Source organism: Cyanobacterium sp. Dongsha4 (genome assembly GCF_036345015.1).
GTDB lineage: Bacteria > Cyanobacteriota > Cyanobacteriia > Cyanobacteriales > Cyanobacteriaceae > PCC-10605.
On sequence record NZ_CP084098.1, the window covers coordinates 1,052,349 to 1,068,923 of the forward strand.

Below are 16,575 nucleotides of genomic sequence, written 5' to 3' on the forward strand. Positions count from 1 at the left end.
TTTTCTTAGTTTTTGAAAATAACTCCAAAGTTTACCTATTGCCCATTCCCTGTTTTAACTAGACAACTTAAGTGCAAATTGACTTATACTTAATTATTTTATCCACATTAATTTTATCCTTTTGATTTTTTACTATATGCCTTTGCTGATGCCTTAATCCAAATGAAAGCTGCGATCGAAAATGGAACAGTGGCGGCTATAATACCTGTTATTAAAGGATGATTTTGGGCGATGGGCGACACCAGAAAAAAAGCAATAATACCTAAACAATAAATTAAACCGATAAAAGGTAAACCAATTACTAAAAAAGCGAAACGACTATCTTTATCCATATAAGCCTCTATTTTGAGAGAAAATTACCAAAAATAACTAATTTCATAACTTAATTCTGCCAACATTTTCCTTAATAAAGGAAGACTCAAACCAATAACATTACTGTGACAACCTTCTATTTTTTCGATAAACACTCCCCCTTTTCCTTCTAAGGCAAAACAACCAGCACATTTTAAAGGCTCACCAGTGGCTACATAGGCTCTAATTTGTTCATCGGTGACAGGAGCAAAGTAAACATCTGTAATACCACATTTAACAATTTGACGGTTATTGATAGTATCTATTAATCCATGACCAGTATAAAGCCTCCCCATTTTACCACTCATATATTGCCAACGTGCGATCGCAACTTCTTCATCTTCAGGTTTACCATAAATTTCACCATCCACTAAGAGTAAGGAATCACAACCCAATATAAGAGAATCATGATAGTTTTGGGCAACTACCTCCGCTTTTTTCATAGCCAAAGTATTTACTAAATCTGTTGGTTGAGGTAGATTAATCAACGATTCATCATAGTCGCTTTTATGAACTATAGGTTCAATACCTATCATGCGTAATAACTTTAGTCTTGCAGGAGAAGCAGAAGCAAGGACAAATTTAGGTGTCATAAAAATTGATTTAGAATATATTTCAATATATTTTCATTGTAAGTCTTAACTAATAATGATAACGACATTGAATAATAATAACCTCATCGTCTAAGACTTGATAAATTAAGCGATGCTCTTGATTAATACGTCTTGACCATAATCCGCTAAAATCAAACTTTAACGGTTCAGGTTTGCCAATATAAATAATCATGCCAACCGTCTTCTAAAAAGGAATTAGAGACTAATTTGATTTTTAGTTTACCGTTTATGTACTTATATGCTTGATTATAGGAAATTCCTTTACCGAAAATATCAGTAGAAAGCCCTAAGTTTTCATCAAAATATTATTCACATTTGAAGTAAAAGAAAACAAAAGAGTCTATTTTTTTAACTCTAGTGTATAGTAATATAAAGCCACAGGTTGATCAAAAGCTAAAAAATAATCGGGGTCTTGAGGTGATAAGTAAACAGCAGTAAATTGCTTTGCTTTAATCAAATTTGAGTTAATTAAATGATACTTAGTTGTTGTTTCTACTAAGTTTAAATACACACTATTAGGACGGCGAAAAAATTGCCTTGTTACTTCACTGGTAATAAAATCTTTCTCGGCAATAGTCTCTTGTTGCCTACCAATAACCGTTGAAATTAGTTCATTTTCTCCTCTAAACTTAGTAATTTGCTCCGTTGTATTATTAGGATTTATCACTACTTTTTCCACATTATCTATTCCTAAATAGGCTTGTGCAATAGATAAACTATTAAATTGACGATCCGCTATGATAATGGTTTGTTTATTAACTTTTTGTGGTACAAAATTATCTTGTTGAGGATAAAAACTACTCTCAATAAACTTAACTGAAAACTGTATTTTTTTATCTATATAGTCATTATTTTGCTTAAAACCCGGTGTTTGAAATTTAGGTGCTAAAGGGGCAATTTGTTCTTTTAAAATACTTGTAACTTCCCATTTTCCCTCAAACCAATCAGGAAAAATTAAATCTTTTTCAGGTTTTGATAATAAAATTTTCTGTTGCCATGACGGATATTGATTAATTCTATCTTCCAAAGAAAGGGCGAAAATAGGATTGATGTTTGTAACCAGAATAGAGATAATGACGATAAGCAAATAAATAAATTTTTTCAACATTAATAATAATTTCCGATTACTAATTATTAATTTTTGATTGATTTTATGCTTAATTTTGTGATAAAAAACTAAAATTATAAACATTATAAATAATAATCATTAGGCTCTATATTTATGGTTTTAACTTTAGAAAATCTGATTGCTATGGCAGAGGATCAATTAACTGAGTATAGTACAGATGCGAGAAAAATAGAAAAATTACGCCGTAAAATAGGAATCGCTTTAAATTTTCAAGAACAACAAAAACTCAAACAAGAATTGCTAGATAAAATGCCCCAAGGATTTTGGGCAAAAAAAATTGAAAATGAGCGTCAATCCTTCGCTCTGCCTTTTTGGGGTATCGGTGGATTAGGTTTATTATTGGGTATTTCTTCTCAACAATATTTAGATTTTCTTGCACCTGCGATCGCAATTCCCATTGCTATTAAAATTCAACAATATGGTTGGAAATTACAAGCCCAAAAATTGTTATTAAAAACTTTTGAAGATATTGAAAAACGAATAGAAAACAGTTAGTAATTATTGGTTAGCAACAAAAACAGTATTATTTTCTACCTTTACTTGATAAATGGGCAAATCAGAAATGGCTAACCCCTCCACCACCTTGCCATCTTCTTGAAATTTAGAATTATGGCAGGGACAAATAAAAAGATTTTCCTGTTTATTCCACTCTACTAAACAACCCATATGAGTACAAGTAGGCTCGATCGCAATTAAAGAATTATCCTCTTTTAAAATTACTAAAACAGCACCTATTTCTAAATCTTCATTCAGTAAAAAACCATTTTTCTCTAAGTCACTTAAAGAACCTAATTCATAAAAACTACTATTAGTTTCTTGAGCGTAAATCTTATTAAAAATGGGTGTAAAAATAGTAAAAAAGAAGGATAAAATAGTTAAACTAAATAAATTGCGTCTTTTCAATTACTAACTCCTAACGGATAATATTAGTCCTAAACTTTATCTTAATTACTCATAAAATCATATTACTTATTACTCATTATAAAAATTATAACAAGCCCACTAAATGTAAAGGTCCATGACCACTAATTAACTCAATTAAAAGTGCCAAAAAACCTACCATAGCTAAACGTCCATTCCAAACTTCAGCAACAGTAGTTAAACCCCATTCCCATTTTTCTTGGGGATACATCTTCATATTCTTCTTAGGATGGGTAACTTGATCAAACCTTAGAGGGTTTTCTTCTAAAGCAGAAGTGGTTAAATTAGTTAAAGCATCAATAAACATCGGATGAGTATTCAAAGCAGGAACTCGCTTAAAGTTACTAATACCAACCTCCTCCGCTACTTCCCGATACTCTAAGTCAATTTCTTGTAAAGTCTCAATATGCTCAGAAACAAAGCTGATAGGCACAACTAATAAATCTTTAATATTTTTCGCCCCCAATTCCTCCAACGCATCCTCTGTATAAGGTTTCAACCATTCCACAGGTCCAACTTTACTCTGATAAGCAAGAATATAAGGATTACCTGTATTCAAGGTTTTCATGATTAATTGAGTACATTCTTCAATTTCCACTTGATAAGGATCACCTGCTTCAGTAACATAGGTTTTTGGTACACCATGGGCGCTAAAGAAAATATGTACTTTCTCTGGTTGTTCAAACTGTTGTAACTCTTGTTTAATCAAATCCGCCATTGCTGATAAATAGTCAGGGTGATTATACCAAGAAGGAATTAAAGTATATTCTATTTTTTGTAATTGAGGATCTGTTTTCCACATTTCTTCCAACACCCTAAAACTAGAGCCACTGGTGCTAATGGAAAATTGGGGATATAAAGGTAAAATAACCAGCTTTTCAATGCCATCCTCCTTAATACGTGCGATCGCCTCCTCGGTGAAAGGATGCCAATAACGCATTCCCACATATACTTGAATATCAGACCCCTGCCCAGATAACTTAGACTGTAAAGCCTGAGCTTGAGCCTCGGTTATTTGTAATAAAGGTGAACCACCACCAATTTCTAAATAGTTTTCCTCCGATTTCTTACTGCGTAGAGTAGAAATTAACCAAGCAAGAGGTTTTTGTAACCAAGGAAAAGGCAAACGGATGATTTCAGGATCAGAAAATAGATTATATAAAAAAGGACGTACATCCTCTAGTTTTTCTGGACCACCTAAATTTAATAATAATACTCCTGTACGACCCATGATTTTTATAATGATTATACTTAAATTTTCTTTACTAAGTGTAACAATTTATGATTGCTAATTTAGAATCAAAATGTACAAACTGCCCCTAAAAGACACTTATTGATGATGATATATTAGTTTTTGTTAAAGATTTTAATAATTTATCTTAACAATATGAATATTTATTTTGAAATCTAACTTTAAGTATAATTCTTTATTGCAATAAATTGTCAATATTCAGTTACGAAATGTAAAAACCTTTGTGGGTTAGGAGTTAGGGTTTAGGAAAGAAGTGTCAGGTTGCAGGTGGCAGGTTGCAGGTTTCAGGTGTTTTTATTAATTGTTAATTACCTTTGCCCGTTGCCCTTTACTAAATTAAAACCGAGCATCGGAATTATTTATACATCAAATCAGCAATACCTCTTAATTATCTACTAATAGACTTCTCCTGATAAGATAAAATAAAATTTGTTGGCAGTCATATCAAGATCTATGTTTAAATTTCTCAAACAAGTTACAGATTACGCCAAAGGAAGCGTGGAAGCGGCTAAGTATATTGGACAAGGATTTGCCGTTACTTTCGATCACATGAAACGCAGACCTGTAACAGTACAATATCCCTATGAAAAATTGATTCCCTCTGAAAGATTTAGAGGTAGAATTCACTTTGAATTTGATAAATGTATCGCCTGTGAGGTGTGTGTTCGAGTTTGTCCTATTAATTTACCCGTAGTGGACTGGGAATTTAACAAAGCCGTCAAGAAAAAAGAATTAAAACACTACAGTATTGATTTTGGGGTTTGTATTTTTTGTGGTAACTGTGTGGAATACTGTCCCACCAACTGCTTATCTATGACAGAAGAATATGAATTAGCAAGTTACGATCGCCACGAGTTAAACTATGATAGCGTAGCTCTCGGACGTTTACCAACTAAAGTGACTCAAGATCCCATGGTAACACCATTAAAAGAATTAGGGTATCTTCCCAAAGGAGTCTTATCTCCCCATGACTTACCTAAAAATAGTCCAAGGGCAGGAAAGCATCCCGAAGATTTAATCGAACAATAAACTTATACTATAACTTGTGAAAAATTTTATTAAAAAGGTAAATTAAATCGTGGAAATCGCGCAAAGTGTCCAATTTGTTGCTTTTGTTATCTTATCTCTTCTAATGATTGGCGGAGCTTTAGGAGTTGTTTTATTTGAAAATATTGTTTACTCTGCTTTTCTTTTAGGAGGAGTATTTTTAAGCATATCAGGGCTTTATATTCTTCTTAATGCTGATTTTGTTGCCGCCGCTCAAATTCTTATTTATGTTGGGGCAATAAATGTCCTTATTCTATTTGCCATTATGTTGGTTAACAAAACCGAAGTCTATCAACAAGTCAGAGGTAGATTGATTCGTCAAGTATCTACTGCTTTAGTTTGTGTGGGCTTATTTGCCTTATTAGGCACTATGGTTTTAGCTACTCCATGGCAATTATCAGAAACCTCCCCTGCGGTAGTAGAAAATACCATTGTTGCTATTGGCAAACATTTTTTCAGTGATTACTTATTACCCTTTGAAATTGCCTCTGTTTTATTATTAATGGCAATGGTGGGGGCGATTATCTTAGCACGTAGAGACTTAATTCCTGAAGCTCAAAAAACCCGTGAAATTTATACCACATCCCTCACCTTACCCGAACAACCCAGAGAATTAATTACTACGGGTAATGATAACGACAATAACTAATGTTTAAATAAAAATAATGGAAATACAATTAGAATATTTTTTACTTTTAGCCGCAGCATTGTTTTGTATTGGTATTTATGGTTTAATCACTAGCCGTAATGCAGTTCGAGTTTTAATGTCGATCGAACTTTTACTTAATGCTGTTAATCTTAATTTAATGGGATTTTCTAATTATTTAGATCCCGCAGAAATTAAAGGTCAAATATTTACCATTTTCGTAATTACCATTGCGGCGGCAGAGGCGGCCGTTGGTTTAGCGATTATTCTCGCTATTTATCGTAACCGTGACACTATCGACATGGAAAGATTTAATCTCCTCAAATGGTAGTTGAATTAAATTCAGTTCGAGATAAAATTATCGGTTAAGATGTTGGGGTATTAAGGTGTTGGAGTGTTAGGTAAAAAAGTGATGGAAATAAGAAAAGAATTCAATTAACTTTAAGACAAATTGATAAAATTTTTAGGGTAATTATAAGCCCACTAGCTCCTGTTTTTGAGATAAACACCATCATTGTGAAATTGTTTCACTAAACGCTTATTTTCCTTAGTAAATTAATCTTGTTAGGCAACTACTATCTAAATAATCATGATAGCTTTTATAAATTTCAAAACCGGGTAATTTAACTTTAAAACTGGGAGGAATAATAAATTGATGAATAGGATAATTTTTTCTCAAATTAACAATATCATAATAAATTTTTTCCCATTTACTTAAGCATCTTAAAAATAACTGGAACTGTGAGTATAGGTGTTCGTATTTATCCACTAAGGCAATATACTGAAATATTTTCGCTATATTAACAAGTTTACTTTCGTCATCTTCCTTAATCTTAATAATCTTATTGGCTATTTCAATTAAAAACTCTTGCTCAGATTTGGTAAACAATAAAAATGGTTTAATATCTTCAATCATTCCAATTTTTGTTTCCTCAATAAAATTACTAATTCTCGTAAAATGATCCCAGTTAGTTAAATTATTTACTCTGAGTAAATCAAAGAAATATAAAAGATTTTCTACTTCAGAGATAGATATAAAACAAGCTAAATAATTATCTATTATTTTCCTCTCTTTTGTTTCTTTTAATTGATCTTTAAAACCATAGTGAAGTTTAATTAACTTTTCCTGAAAAATTAACTTATGATGATTTTCTTTGATCAATTGATAGACAGAATCATAAAATATTAGCAAGAGTGGATTTTGATATTTTGTTTCAATTTTAATTATAGATTTTAAATTATCTAGGTTGTCAAGAATGATTCTAAAGAACTCTTTTCCTATGAGAAAATAATGTTTTTTTGTTTGACAATATTTTTGAAAATAGCCCTCTAAACGAGCATAAATTAGAAAGTCTGAATAGGTAAATTTTTGGTTGAATAAGGCTTTTAATGTAACACTAATGCTTTCTAATTTTTCAAGGTGATAGTCATGTAGAGAGATTATTTCTGGACAGATATGAGTGCGAGAATACTGTTTAAAGAGATAATCAACAAGGGGTTTATCACCAATTAGGGGACGATTCCACCAAGGTTTATCCGTCTTTTCTTCTATGGCTAATTCTATACTCATTTTTTTGTCCCCCATAGTTTAGTTACAACACCTCCTTTATTTTCTATCATAATGTCTTTTTTGGCTTAATCAATCAGTATATTTATGGATTTTTACACAATATTTATAAATAAATGTAACTTTATTTCACTGTTTATTTTCTCTTTTTATAAATACTTAGATATTTTTATTTAGTTGTTTATAATTAAGTGATTGAGGCGGCCTTATAAATTTAAAAAATATTACAAACTATCACCTCATCGCTCAAACTTTGGTAGGTTTGTAGTAAAGGCTTTAGCCTAAACTTCCCCTTTATTTCTAGACTCAAAAATGCTTAATACTTTCCCAAAGATTGACTTTAAATCCCTTAAAAATAATCCTGACTTTAAAGAAGATAGCGTCAGGGAAGTAATTATTTTACCCCTCTTAAAAAGTCTGAGTTACACAGAAACAAATATCATTCGCAGTAAAACTTTACAGCATCCTTTTCTTAAAATTGGTAGTAAAAAACGCAAAATTAACTTAATACCTGATTACCTCCTAAAAATAGAAAATAATTATGCTTGGGTATTGGATGCAAAAGCACCGAATGAGAATATAAAAGAAGGTGATCACATTGAGCAAGTTTATTGTTATGCCACTCATCCTGAAGTGAGAAGTCTTTATTTTGCCCTCTGCAATGGCGTTGAATTTAGCCTTTTTAAAACTTCTGGTTATGATACCCCAATTTTATATTTTTCTCTCGATGAATTGGATTATTATTATGAGCAGTTATGTCAATTTTTGTCTTTAAATAGTTTTCAATTAGGCAAGGCTTTTACCTATGATAACAAATTTGATCCCCCCCAGCCCCCCTTAATAAGGGGGGAGAAAGGCGTGGAAGTTCCTTTTTCTAAAAGGGATTTAGGGGGAACTTTCGACTACTTAAATCGCCCTTTATTAAATGAAATTCCTGTCAAAAAAAGAGCGGCAAAAAGACATTTTGGGGTGCATGGTTATTTTACTAAACAAGCGTGGAATGTGGTGGCAGAATATATCAAAAATTTTACTCAACCTGATGATACCATTCTCGATCCTTTTGGGGGTAGTGGTGTCACCGCCATTGAGGCTTTAATGAATAATAGAAAAGCGATACATATAGACATTAATCCCCTTACTATTTTTCTGGTTAATTCTCTCATTTCTCCTGTTAATTTTGATGAATTAAATCAAGCATTTGAAAGGGTAAAATCTGCTTATCAAAAAAATGAACCAAACACTCCAGAAGATATAAAAAAAGCTATCAAAAAATATCCTTATCCTCACGGTTTTAAACTGCCTAAAGGTTCGGATGTGGATACCATAGAAAAGTTATTTAGTGATAAACAATTAGCTCAACTAGGCTTTTTAAAATATCTCATTAAGCAAGAGAAAAATAAACATATTCGAGATTCTCTAATGTTAATGTTTTCCGGACTTTTAACTAAAGTCAATTTAACCTATCATACATCAAGTTATGTAAAAAAAGAAGGAGGGGGAAATGCTTCACCATTCCAATATTATCGTTATAGAATTGCCCCTAAGCCCACAGATTTAGACTTAATGACTTACTTTGAATTGAGATTTAAAAAAGTAATTTCAGCTAAAAAAGAGATGGAATATTTCATCAATAAAAATACCATTTCTAATGCTCAAATCTTCAAAGCATCGGCGACAGATTTAAGTTTTATCCCTAATGAAAGTATAGATTATATTTACACCGATCCACCCTATGGCAAAAAAATTCCCTATCTTGATTTATCTACTATGTGGAATGCTTGGCTAGATTTAGAAGTGACTGAAAATGACTATAATTTAGAAGCTATTGAGGGAGGAGAAAAGCAAAAATCGAAGGATGAATATAACCAATTAATCGCTAAAAGTATCAAGGAAATGTATCGGGTGTTAAAATTTGATAGGTGGTTATCATTTGTATTCGCCCATAAAGATCCCGAATTTTGGCATTTAATCATCGATACGGCGGAAAGTTGCGGTTTTGAGTATCGGGGTGCGGTAGCTCAAAAAAATGGTCAAACTAGCTTCAAAAAACGTCAAAATCCTTTTACTGTGTTATCAGGACAATTAATTATAAATTTCTGTAAAGTTCGTACTCCTAGAGCGATTATGAAAGCTAATTTAGGCATGGATATAGCAGAAATTGTTATCCAAACTATTGAGGGGGTAATTGCTAAAAATGATGGGGCTACCCTTGAGCAAATAAATGACGAATTGATTATTAAGGGCTTAGAATTAGGCTTTTTAGATTTGTTGAAGAAAGAATATTCAGACTTAACACCGATATTATTAGACAATTTTGACTATGATGAAAAGACGGAATTATTTACTCTCAAAAAAGATACGAAGTTCAAGTCTCATATAGACGTAAAACTGAGAATTAAATATTATCTAATCAGTTATTTAAGACGCATGGAAAGGGAAAATAAAACCACTACTTTTGATGAAATTGTCTTGAATATATTACCCTTATTAAAAAATGGTACAACTCCTGAAAATCAGACGATTTTAACGGTGTTAGAAGATATAGGGGAGAGAGTAGGAGAAAACCATTGGAAACTAAAAGGAGAGGGACAGTTAAGCCTATTTTAACCTTAACTTGGTCTAAAATAGTTTTTTATAATATGTGTTCACTTTGCTTCAAACTACTAGGTTTAGTCCATTAGCTAGAAGTTAAATAATCGAGGTTCAGTGATTTAGGGGGCATTTTCCACCAGTTGCTGTCATATAATTTTTCTCTTGTGAGTTGATATAGGTTCATCTTAGCTAATGATTCTGAAATAGATGCGTGCTGCGTAGCAGTTCCCTTCGGGATCGAACTTGGATGGTAGCAATTTCAATTAATTAAGCATATATCGAACTTAAGTAATATTTAAGATAAAATTAAAAAAACTATTATTCACGACTACATCACTCAATGACATCAATAATATCCGTTAATCTACCCGAAAACTCTTACTCAATCCACATCAATACTGGGGGATTAAATAATATTGGAGAAAAAGCAAGTCATTTAGCTATTGGTAAAAAAATTCTCGTTGTTTCTAACCCAGAAATTTTTGACTACTATGGACAGATAACGATCGATTCTTTACAAAATCAAGGTTTTGAGGTCAACTATCACTTAATACCCGCAGGGGAAAATTACAAAAACCTAGAATCTATCGCTCAAATTTATGATACTGCCCTTAAATGTCGATTAGAACGCAATTCAACTTTGATGGCATTGGGCGGAGGAGTGGTAGGAGATATGACAGGTTTTGCGGCCGCCACTTGGTTAAGAGGAATTAATTTTGTCCAAATTCCCACTTCTCTTTTAGCGATGGTAGATGCTTCTGTGGGCGGTAAAACAGGGGTTAATCATCCTCAAGGGAAAAACCTGATTGGTGCTTTTTATCAGCCTAAATTAGTTTTAATTGATCCTTCTGTTTTGAAAACCTTACCTGAAAGGGAGTTTAGGGCTGGTATGGCGGAGGTGATTAAATATGGAGTGATTTGGGATAAAAACCTTTTTGAAGCCCTAGAATCGGCTCAGAGTATTGATAGCTTAAACAATTTTGATGAGGCTCTACTGAATGATATTTTAACTCGTTCCTGTCAAGCTAAAGCAGATGTAGTCGGTCAAGATGAGAAAGAGTCTGGTATCAGAGCTATTCTTAATTATGGTCATACTATTGGTCATGCGATCGAAAGTTTAACTAATTATGAGACTTTTGTTCATGGAGAAGCGGTGGCAATTGGGATGGTAGCGGCGGGTAGAGTTGCTGTAAAAATGGGATTATGGACAGAAAATGAAGCCCATCGGCAAGATGAATTAATTGCGAAAACTGGTTTACCTACAACTATTCCTAATTATCTCAAGGTAGAAGAAATCATCGATCATCTACAAATGGATAAAAAAGTTAAAGATGGTAAAGTAAGGTTTATTCTTCCTGAAGCGATTGGTAAAGTACAAATATGCGATCGCATCTCCCCTGAAATTTTATCGGAAACTCTCTCTGTTTTGATCGATTAAATGGGGCTAAATACTTAAGAGATTAATATAGATAAGGTGGGCATTAAACTTAATTTTTTTTAATTCTTAAAAATGATTCAAACGCCTACCTATTGCCCATTGCCTGTTGCCTATTGCCCCTAACACCCCCTAATGATTTAGATGAATCCTAGCTTATTATTCAACTAACTAATTTTTTGGTAAAAGAAAACGCCAACTATCGGGTTCAAAAGGCTTACCTCTCAGCATTCTATTCCAATACAACCAAGGCAAAACATATTTTTTCACTAACCACATACTAGCTCTTTCTTGAGTAGGATCAAGAGGAAAACTAGGAGTTGGTTGCTTACTATAGTCAAATTCTGCCATGATGGTTTTTCCATAACCCGTAATTAAAGGACAACAAGCATAACCACCATATTTTTCTTGAGGGGTTTTTTGGCTCATTAAAGCTAAAATATTTGCCACAACCACTGGTGCTTCTTTCCTAATAGCCGCCGCAGTTTTTGAAGTAGGTAAAGAAGACGAATCACCTAAACCAAACACATTTTTATACTTAGTATGTTGACAGGTAAATTGATCAACATCCACCCATCCTTGCTCATTCGCTAAAGGACTTTGTTTGATGAAATCATAAGTAGTCATCGGTGGAGACACATGAATCATGTCATATTTAATAGTTACTGTTTCCCCGTCTCCTGTGGCAAAAATTGCTTCTTTTGTATCTCCTTTTATCTCTACTAAATTATGTCCGTATTTAACATTAATATTTTTGCGATCGACAATTTTTTCCAATGGCGCATTATAAGCAGGAACACCAAACATTTTACCTGTTGCATTACCATAAATAATGTTGGTTTTTTCTCTGATTCCTTGTTTAGTAAAGGCTTCTTCCGCTAAATACATAATTTTTTGTGGAGCTCCTGGACATTTAATCGCCCCGGCAGGGAAGGTAAAAATAGCTGTCCCCCCTTGAAAATTCTTGATTGTTTCCCATGTATAAGGGGCATATTCCTTCATATAATTGGTTGTTACCCCATTTTTGCCCAAATTTTCTTTTAAACCCTTAATTTTATCCCAATCAATAGTTATACCAGGACAAACTACTAAATATTCATAAGAAAAAGTCTCTCCCGATTTAGTAGTAACTTGATTATTTTCAGGATCAATATTTTCTGCAAAATCCTTAATCCATGTTACCCCTTGAGGAATTAAATTATCTTCATGTTTAACCGTATCTTCTAACTGAAATTCTCCACCCCCCACTAATGTCCAAGCAGGTTGATAATAATGATTTTCAGAAGGTTCAATAATAGCAATATTTAGTCCTGAATCCCTATTTTTTAACTGAGAAGCAACGGTAATACCTGCCGCTCCTCCTCCAATAATTAATATCTGAAATTTTGTGTTTTTACTCATATTGATTATTATAAATTTGTGGATACTTAAGAATAAGTCTAGTTAAGTTTTAAAAATTTTTCTAGTTTTTTAATATTTCTTTATTATGTCTATAAATTACTATTTGACAATATAATTAACTAATCTTTTTTCTGAGACTTTTCAATCTTATTGTGTCGATTTTGCTCTTAAAACTTTATATTTCTCCTTAATCAATTTAGATTTAAAAACTTATTTCTAGGATTCATTCATATTCTTATAAGTCGCCACTGCCGAGGGAGAAATACGATTGAGATAACGGAAAATCCAATATTTTAAAACTGTATCGAGAATAACGGGAAAAGTAGCAATAAAAAGAAAGTTAAAATCTCTATTTTCAGGTAAGCCAAAATGACGACTAATACTTTCTAAAATTACCTCCCAACCGTGAGGGGAGTGAAATCCCACAAACATATCTGTAAAAAGGATAATCAGAAAAGCCTTTGCTGAGTCACTTAAACCATAGATAGTTTCATCAATAAAAGATTTGAGAATTTGTAATTCCCTTTTACTGAAGTAGATAACGATACCAAAAGCAATTAAGGAAAATACATCAGCAAAAATATTTTTGATGGCGTTAGCACTTTGCCGACGATATTCTTCTCCTAATTCTTGAGCTTTTGCTTTGATTTCATGTTCTTTTTCTTCAATAGATAACTCTGGAATTATACCCAACATCACTTTTAAATTGAGGTTTTCCTCAAAGTTTTTCAATTCTATTAAGGCTTCTTCTTGTAAATCTTGATTGATAAAAACTATTTCTTCGTGGTGACTAAAATAAGGATCAATAAATACTTTTCCTAACGCAATTTTAGCTACATTATGCACTAATAAAGGCACAATGATTAATAATAGTAAAAACTTAATAGATATAGCGGTTTTATATTTAGATTTTCTAAACTTATTAAGAACATCTTGTTCACTTTCAGATGACTTTGGGTCTATTTCTTGCTTAATTCTGTCAATAGTTCTTAAAAATGAGCGGGGCAAAACGCTAGTTTTATCTGAAACGGTTTCCAAACTAGATTCAAAATTGTTATCGTTTTTATCCTGTTTTTGAATATTTTTTTGCTTTGCTAGGGAAGGATTATTGTTTATATTTTGGTTTGGAGAATTAGAGTCTATTTTTACAGATGATGTTTCATAATAGTCTCCATTATACTTGTCTAATATTTGGTCAATAAAACTCAATTTTTCTAGTATAATGCCTTGCTCATATTCAAAATTATAATCCCCAGAGTGGTTATAGTTATAGTGACCATTTTTAGAGTTAGATGATAGGAAAGTATGTATTGATTTATTGGCTTTAAATTGATTAATTTTTACCTTAATAACTCTTAAATTGGATTTTAATTCACTCTGAAAATAAGCCCAAACACTTTCTCCATAGTCACAATTTTGAAATAATATTTTCTGACCCTTGAAATGTTCGTCTTCTATTTTTTTGATCGTCAATGCTCTTTGATATGCTTCTTCTAAGGCATTTTCTGAACTATTACTAATCCAGCGTCTGGTAGAACGAAAAAGACGATTAAACATGGAATATAAGCCAAACTGATAAGATTTAATTTTATATATTATCCTAGATCATTTCAGTTCGCCCTAAAATTACAGATGAAGAAAGAGAAAAAAGAAAAGTTATAAGACTTCTTGTAAAACTAAAATCGAAATCGATTCCTATAAGAAAAAATTTGCTTTCCCTAGCCTTTGCTATTTAAACTCTTCCAACTCTTGACTTGCTTCAAATAGTTCAAGCTAAAATTTTCTGTGGAAATAAGCAAAGATTTTCTATTTTTTCTAACAAGGGGTTTAAACCCCCTGCTAATTTCTAATGGAGTAGTTATCCATTGACGCTCTATCAACTAGGCATTGACCGCTAATTCAACAACTTTTTGGAATGCTTCAGCGTCTTGAATAGCTAATTGGGCTAAGATTTTGCGATTTAAGCTGATGTTAGCTTTATCCAATTTATTGATTAGTTGACTGTAGCTAATGCCATGTACTCTAGCGGCCGCATTAATTCTGGTAATCCAGAGACGACGGAAATCTCTTTTTTTCTTGCGGCGATCGCGGTAAGCATTACGTAAAGCCTTCATCACCTGTTGATTAGCCGTGCGGAAGAGCTTAGAATGAGAGCCACGAAAACCTTTAGCTAACTTTAATATTTTCTTACGTCTTTTACGAGCGACGTTACCTCTTTTTACTCTAGTCATTTTTTTATCTTTACTATGGTTTTAATAATTTATTGACAAAATATAAAACAATACTTACCTTAATCTAATTCAGCCTTATCTTTTAGAATAGGGCAACATTAAACGAACTTCTTTAACATCGTTTTCGTGTACTAAGGTAAGATTACTTAAACGACGACGTTTTTGTTCGGCAGTTTTATGTTCTAGTAAGTGATTTTTGTTCGCTTTACGACGAAAGATTTTTTTGCCACTGCCAGTAACTCGGAAACGTTTAGCGGCTGATTTCTTAGTTTTTACTTTAGGCATAACATTTTCTATTTTGACACAATTTACTATTATACGATTAAATTTACCTTACTAACTATAAAATTCTGAAAATAATTAGGGATTAAAGAAAAAGTTTTTTTTAGGTAGCTTTCTGTTATTTCTATTAAAATTTACCTTGAAAACTATAAATCTCTGATTTAAAAAGGATGTTCCGAAAAATTTTGACAACTTTCCTCATGGCATTAATATTGTCAGTGGGAATAAAACCAGCTTTTGCTGAGACGGTAGTAGAGAGAATTTCCAGAACGGGTAATTTGGTGGTTGGTACTCCTTTTGGTTTAGTACCTTATGCTTATAACAATCCTAACGAAGAATTAGACGGTTATTCCATTGATGTTGTTAAACAAATTCAAAAACAATTAGAATTACGACTTGATGAACCAATTCAACTTAGCTTTGTTGAAGTTAATAATATTTCCGATGCTGTTTCCAAAATTTTGACAGGGGAAATTGATATTGCTTGTAATACTGTATTTACTTGGCAACGAGATCAATTTGTGGACTATACCCTAGGTTACACTCAATCTGATATTCGTTTATTAATTCCTAAAGGCAAAAAAGTAGATAGTTTCTCCGGGAAAAAAATTGGTATTCCGCCTTTAACTTTTGTGTATTCAGCTATTTCTCTGAATCATCCTGATGCGACTTTAGTGGAAGTTAAAACTACAGAAGAGGGTTTACAAGCCTTAAAAGAGGGCAAGATTGACGCTCTGGCAGGAGACGCTATTATCTTAGACGGGGAGTCTCAACAGGCACAAATGACGGCAGATTTTGAGCTATTCCCGAAAGGTGCGCAAGGTTATGGTAATTATGGGGTTTCTTGTATTGTCCCTGAAAATAATTCTACTTTTCTTAATGTAGCTAATTATGCGATCGCACGTATGATGGAAGGTTACTTAGTGGGCAATGAAGAAATGACGACTATGGTTAACCGATGGCTAGGAGAAGATGGGGTTATCTCTATTGTGACAACAGAACAGTTAAAAAGTTTCTTTCGCAATACAATCAATAACTACGAACAAATTCCCTTTGATAATTAATCACATTATTCAAGATAAAAGTTAAATATTGATCAAGATTAAC

The 16,575-nt window shown here is 32.5% G+C and carries 17 protein-coding genes and 1 pseudogene; 7 read left to right on the top strand and 11 right to left on the bottom strand.

What is annotated here, in order from left to right:
- Window positions 1-113: 113 nt before the first annotated feature.
- The 4 genes and pseudogenes from Dongsha4_RS04465 to Dongsha4_RS04480 form a co-directional block, all read right to left on the bottom strand.
- Entirely contained in the window at window positions 114-332 is a 219-nt protein-coding gene (locus tag Dongsha4_RS04465) for a hypothetical protein (RefSeq protein WP_330204534.1), read from the bottom strand.
- Between the two features lie 24 nt (window positions 333-356).
- Window positions 357-944, bottom strand: coding sequence for a nucleoside triphosphate pyrophosphatase (locus Dongsha4_RS04470; RefSeq protein WP_330204535.1), 588 nt, complete (start codon window positions 942-944; stop codon window positions 357-359).
- Between the two features lie 49 nt (window positions 945-993).
- Window positions 994-1,125 (bottom strand): annotated as a pseudogene (locus Dongsha4_RS04475) (Txe/YoeB family addiction module toxin); the annotation flags it as partial.
- Window positions 1,126-1,305: 180 nt separating this feature from the next.
- Window positions 1,306-2,073, bottom strand: a complete 768-nt coding sequence (locus Dongsha4_RS04480; RefSeq protein WP_330204536.1) for a DUF6816 family protein — start codon at window positions 2,071-2,073, stop codon at window positions 1,306-1,308.
- Window positions 2,074-2,187: 114 nt separating this feature from the next.
- Here Dongsha4_RS04480 and Dongsha4_RS04485 point away from each other — a divergent pair, with 114 nt between their 5' ends.
- On the top strand, window positions 2,188-2,589 hold the full coding sequence (locus tag Dongsha4_RS04485) for a hypothetical protein (RefSeq protein ID WP_330204537.1): 402 nt from the start codon (window positions 2,188-2,190) through the stop codon (window positions 2,587-2,589).
- A 3-nt stretch (window positions 2,590-2,592) separates the two neighbouring features.
- On the opposite strand, the gene Dongsha4_RS04490 is transcribed toward Dongsha4_RS04485, so the two are convergent.
- Both Dongsha4_RS04490 and hemH read right to left on the bottom strand, forming a co-directional pair.
- Window positions 2,593-2,997, bottom strand: a complete 405-nt coding sequence (locus Dongsha4_RS04490; protein ID WP_330204538.1) for a Rieske (2Fe-2S) protein — start codon at window positions 2,995-2,997, stop codon at window positions 2,593-2,595.
- A gap of 85 nt (window positions 2,998-3,082) precedes the next feature.
- Complete coding sequence (gene hemH / locus Dongsha4_RS04495) at window positions 3,083-4,246, bottom strand: ferrochelatase (RefSeq protein ID WP_330204539.1); 1,164 nt, start codon at window positions 4,244-4,246, stop codon at window positions 3,083-3,085.
- A gap of 474 nt (window positions 4,247-4,720) precedes the next feature.
- Here hemH and ndhI point away from each other — a divergent pair, with 474 nt between their 5' ends.
- The 3 genes from ndhI to nuoK are packed head-to-tail and all read left to right on the top strand — an operon-like array spanning window position 4,721 to window position 6,291.
- On the top strand, window positions 4,721-5,296 hold the full coding sequence (ndhI, locus tag Dongsha4_RS04500; RefSeq protein ID WP_330204540.1) for an NAD(P)H-quinone oxidoreductase subunit I: 576 nt from the start codon (window positions 4,721-4,723) through the stop codon (window positions 5,294-5,296).
- Between the two features lie 49 nt (window positions 5,297-5,345).
- Entirely contained in the window at window positions 5,346-5,963 is a 618-nt protein-coding gene (locus Dongsha4_RS04505; RefSeq protein WP_330204541.1) for an NADH-quinone oxidoreductase subunit J, read from the top strand.
- A 22-nt stretch (window positions 5,964-5,985) separates the two neighbouring features.
- A complete protein-coding gene (gene nuoK / locus Dongsha4_RS04510) occupies window positions 5,986-6,291 on the top strand; it encodes an NADH-quinone oxidoreductase subunit NuoK (RefSeq protein ID WP_206536274.1) in 306 nt (101 codons plus the stop codon).
- Window positions 6,292-6,507: 216 nt separating this feature from the next.
- Here nuoK and Dongsha4_RS04515 read toward each other — a convergent pair whose 3' ends face one another.
- Window positions 6,508-7,530 carry a hypothetical protein gene (locus Dongsha4_RS04515; protein WP_330204542.1) on the bottom strand — a complete coding sequence of 341 codons (1,023 nt, stop codon included), beginning with the start codon at window positions 7,528-7,530 and terminating at the stop codon, window positions 6,508-6,510.
- 309 nt (window positions 7,531-7,839) lie between these two features.
- Between Dongsha4_RS04515 and Dongsha4_RS04520 the strand changes: the two genes are divergently transcribed.
- Together Dongsha4_RS04520 and aroB are read left to right on the top strand one after the other, a co-directional pair.
- Complete coding sequence (locus Dongsha4_RS04520) at window positions 7,840-10,134, top strand: DNA methyltransferase (RefSeq protein ID WP_330204543.1); 2,295 nt, start codon at window positions 7,840-7,842, stop codon at window positions 10,132-10,134.
- Window positions 10,135-10,459: 325 nt separating this feature from the next.
- On the top strand, window positions 10,460-11,557 hold the full coding sequence (aroB, locus tag Dongsha4_RS04525; protein ID WP_330204544.1) for a 3-dehydroquinate synthase: 1,098 nt from the start codon (window positions 10,460-10,462) through the stop codon (window positions 11,555-11,557).
- Between the two features lie 168 nt (window positions 11,558-11,725).
- On the opposite strand, the gene Dongsha4_RS04530 is transcribed toward aroB, so the two are convergent.
- The 4 genes from Dongsha4_RS04530 to rpmI form a co-directional block, all read right to left on the bottom strand.
- Window positions 11,726-12,955, bottom strand: a complete 1,230-nt coding sequence (locus tag Dongsha4_RS04530; protein ID WP_330204545.1) for an FAD/NAD(P)-binding oxidoreductase — start codon at window positions 12,953-12,955, stop codon at window positions 11,726-11,728.
- A 216-nt stretch (window positions 12,956-13,171) separates the two neighbouring features.
- Window positions 13,172-14,512, bottom strand: coding sequence for a proton extrusion protein PcxA (locus Dongsha4_RS04535; protein WP_330204546.1), 1,341 nt, complete (start codon window positions 14,510-14,512; stop codon window positions 13,172-13,174).
- A gap of 323 nt (window positions 14,513-14,835) precedes the next feature.
- Entirely contained in the window at window positions 14,836-15,186 is a 351-nt protein-coding gene (rplT, locus tag Dongsha4_RS04540; protein WP_015219412.1) for a 50S ribosomal protein L20, read from the bottom strand.
- A gap of 75 nt (window positions 15,187-15,261) precedes the next feature.
- Window positions 15,262-15,471, bottom strand: a complete 210-nt coding sequence (gene rpmI, locus Dongsha4_RS04545; RefSeq protein WP_015219413.1) for a 50S ribosomal protein L35 — start codon at window positions 15,469-15,471, stop codon at window positions 15,262-15,264.
- A 197-nt stretch (window positions 15,472-15,668) separates the two neighbouring features.
- Between rpmI and grrP the strand changes: the two genes are divergently transcribed.
- On the top strand, window positions 15,669-16,532 hold the full coding sequence (gene grrP / locus Dongsha4_RS04550; protein ID WP_330204547.1) for an extracellular substrate binding-like orphan protein GrrP: 864 nt from the start codon (window positions 15,669-15,671) through the stop codon (window positions 16,530-16,532).
- Window positions 16,533-16,575 lie beyond the last annotated feature (43 nt).

Bases quoted from the DNA above. Each gene is read 5' to 3' on its own strand.
- aroB (WP_330204544.1), top strand. From the start codon at position 10,460: ATGACATCAATAATATCCGTTAATCTACCCGAAAACTCTTACTCAATC.
- Dongsha4_RS04520 (WP_330204543.1), top strand. From the start codon at position 7,840: ATGCTTAATACTTTCCCAAAGATTGACTTTAAATCCCTTAAAAATAAT.
- Dongsha4_RS04470 (WP_330204535.1), bottom strand. From the start codon at position 944: ATGACACCTAAATTTGTCCTTGCTTCTGCTTCTCCTGCAAGACTAAAG.
- rplT (WP_015219412.1), bottom strand. From the start codon at position 15,186: ATGACTAGAGTAAAAAGAGGTAACGTCGCTCGTAAAAGACGTAAGAAA.
- ndhI (WP_330204540.1), top strand. From the start codon at position 4,721: ATGTTTAAATTTCTCAAACAAGTTACAGATTACGCCAAAGGAAGCGTG.
- Dongsha4_RS04465 (WP_330204534.1), bottom strand. From the start codon at position 332: ATGGATAAAGATAGTCGTTTCGCTTTTTTAGTAATTGGTTTACCTTTT.
- Dongsha4_RS04530 (WP_330204545.1), bottom strand. From the start codon at position 12,955: ATGAGTAAAAACACAAAATTTCAGATATTAATTATTGGAGGAGGAGCG.
- rpmI (WP_015219413.1), bottom strand. From the start codon at position 15,471: ATGCCTAAAGTAAAAACTAAGAAATCAGCCGCTAAACGTTTCCGAGTT.
- Dongsha4_RS04485 (WP_330204537.1), top strand. From the start codon at position 2,188: ATGGTTTTAACTTTAGAAAATCTGATTGCTATGGCAGAGGATCAATTA.
- Dongsha4_RS04535 (WP_330204546.1), bottom strand. From the start codon at position 14,512: ATGTTTAATCGTCTTTTTCGTTCTACCAGACGCTGGATTAGTAATAGT.
- Dongsha4_RS04480 (WP_330204536.1), bottom strand. From the start codon at position 2,073: ATGTTGAAAAAATTTATTTATTTGCTTATCGTCATTATCTCTATTCTG.
- hemH (WP_330204539.1), bottom strand. From the start codon at position 4,246: ATGGGTCGTACAGGAGTATTATTATTAAATTTAGGTGGTCCAGAAAAA.
- grrP (WP_330204547.1), top strand. From the start codon at position 15,669: ATGGCATTAATATTGTCAGTGGGAATAAAACCAGCTTTTGCTGAGACG.
- Dongsha4_RS04515 (WP_330204542.1), bottom strand. From the start codon at position 7,530: ATGAGTATAGAATTAGCCATAGAAGAAAAGACGGATAAACCTTGGTGG.